The 2,500-nt window shown below is 46.6% G+C and carries 1 tRNA gene and 2 rRNA genes (1 of these 3 cut by a window edge); all 3 read left to right on the top strand.

Annotated features, from left to right (window positions below):
* Positions 1-1,441: ribosomal RNA gene (locus GGR10_RS06520) — 23S ribosomal RNA — on the top strand; it begins 1,370 nt to the left of the window's first position.
* Between the two features lie 75 nt (positions 1,442-1,516).
* A 5S ribosomal RNA gene (gene rrf / locus GGR10_RS06515) occupies positions 1,517-1,632 on the top strand.
* A gap of 112 nt (positions 1,633-1,744) precedes the next feature.
* A tRNA-Met gene (locus GGR10_RS06510) sits at positions 1,745-1,821 on the top strand.
* The last annotated feature ends 679 nt before the right edge of the window (positions 1,822-2,500 follow it).

Raw genomic sequence — 2,500 nt, 5'->3', positions numbered from 1 at the left:
GCTTAAAGTTAATCTGAGCAGGGTGAGTCGGCCCCTAAGGCGAGGCCGAAAGGCGTAGTCGATGGGAACCACGTTAATATTCGTGGACCTGTGGGAAGTGACGGATTGCGTATATTGTAAGGTCTTATTGGATTGATCTTGCAGTGAAGTAGTCCCAGGAAATAGCTCCCACGTATAGACCGTACCCGAAACCGACACAGGTGGACAGGTAGAGAATACCAAGGCGCTTGAGAGAACTACGTTGAAGGAACTCGGCAAATTGCACGCGTAACTTCGGAAGAAGCGTGACCCTTTTTCGGGCAACCGTTAAAGGGTGGCACAGACCAGGGGGTAGCGACTGTTTACCAAAAACACAGGGCTCTGCGAAGTCGCAAGACGATGTATAGGGTCTGACGCCTGCCCGGTGCTGGAAGGTTAAGAGGAGATGTGCAAGCATCGAATTGAAGCCCCAGTAAACGGCGGCCGTAACTATAACGGTCCTAAGGTAGCGAAATTCCTTGTCGGGTAAGTTCCGACCTGCACGAATGGCGTAACGACTTCCCCGCTGTCTCCAACGTAGACTCAGTGAAATTGAATTCCCCGTGAAGATGCGGGGTTCCTGCGGTTAGACGGAAAGACCCCGTGCACCTTTACTATAGCTTTACACTGGCATTTGTGTCTATCTGTGTAGGATAGGTGGTAGACTTTGAAGCAGGGGCGTCAGCTCTTGTGGAGTCATCCTTGAAATACCACCCTTATGGATATGGATGTCTAACTGCAGTCCGTTATCCGGATTCAAGACAGTGTATGGTGGGTAGTTTGACTGGGGCGGTCGCCTCCTAAAGAGTAACGGAGGCGCGCGAAGGTAGGCTCAGAACGGTCGGAAATCGTTCGTTGAGTGCAATGGCATAAGCCTGCCTGACTGTGAGACTGACAAGTCGAACAGAGTCGAAAGACGGTCATAGTGATCCGGTGGTCCCGTGTGGAAGGGCCATCGCTCAACGGATAAAAGGTACGCCGGGGATAACAGGCTGATGACCCCCAAGAGTTCATATCGACGGGGTTGTTTGGCACCTCGATGTCGACTCATCGCATCCTGGGGCTGGAGCAGGTCCCAAGGGTATGGCTGTTCGCCATTTAAAGCGGTACGTGAGTTGGGTTCAGAACGTCGTGAGACAGTTCGGTCCCTATCTGCCGTGGGTGTAGGAATATTGACAGGATCTGTCCCTAGTACGAGAGGACCGGGATGGACGTATCTCTGGTGGACCTGTTGTGGCGCCAGCCGCATAGCAGGGTAGCTATATACGGACGGGATAACCGCTGAAAGCATCTAAGCGGGAAACCCACCTGAAAACGAGTATTCCCTGAGAACCGTGGAAGATCACCACGTTGATAGGTCAGGTGTGGAAGTGTGGTAACATATGAAGCTTACTGATACTAATCGTTCGATAGGCTTGATCGTTCCCATTCCCTATAGTCATTCTAAAAAAACTAAGCAAAAAAACCAGTTCTCGTTCATTGATATGTTCTTAGCTGACTTGGTGGTTATGGCGGAATGCCTGCACCCGATCCCCATCCCGAACTCGGCCGTGAAACGTTCCAGCGCTGATGGTACTGTGTCTTAAGGCACGGGAGAGTAAGTCACTGCCAGGTCTGTTAAAAACATACAATGGTCTTCTCAAACAGTTTCCAATAGAGGTTAGCAGTCAAGTGATTTTGTTACAAAAACATCATCGTCACAATAACTGTGAGATCTCTGCAATGGCGCGGGGTGGAGCAGCCCGGTAGCTCGTCAGGCTCATAACCTGAAGGCCGCAGGTTCAAATCCTGCCCCCGCAACCAAAAAAATCCTAACAGTATTTATATTTTCTGCTTCTCCTGAAAAACGCCACCGTTGAAAATCAATAATTGCTTCTTATTGCTTTCGTGTATTTTGCTTTGAGAGTTTTTGTATCTACCGTAAAATATTTTTATCTGACCGTTTCTCTACAAGTTTCTTCTCTCTTCATAGTACAATACATAGTTCTTATGTTTGCACAGTTCTTATATGTCTGCCATGTCTTTATAAAAGGGGTGAGGGCTATATTGTCTTCTGTTGTTCCTTTATATTTACTATAGGTGGGTAAATGGGTGTATCTGTCTTGTTAAATGCCTAGGGTGTATAAATGATTAGGCACAAAGCGCCTGTTCTTATTCCTGTATGATTATTGTAAAAGATGTTGTTGCAGTGCTCGATAATCTGTTTAAGCTCAAGGTCAGAAAGGTCACTATTGGCATTTTGTAAAAAGGAATGATTATGATGTCGCTTGTGAGTGTTGGTATAGGTATGTTGATAGGTATTCAACTTAAACTCAGCGGTGTTTCTTCAGCTTTTAAAAAGTCTCGTACGTTTTGCAAAGAATCCTTTTATATTTTCGTTTACTCCTTTGGTTATCGTGCATATTACACTAGGACAATAAAAACACTTATGAAAAAAGAAAAGGCTTTCTTGTCAGATCTTACTTACTTCTGACAGCTGGAA

Source organism: Bartonella chomelii (assembly GCF_014138465.1).
In the GTDB taxonomy this organism is placed as follows: domain Bacteria; phylum Pseudomonadota; class Alphaproteobacteria; order Rhizobiales; family Rhizobiaceae; genus Bartonella; species Bartonella schoenbuchensis.
The sequence above is the reverse complement of the archived record's forward strand: the minus strand, read 5'-3'. Positions and strand labels throughout refer to the sequence as shown.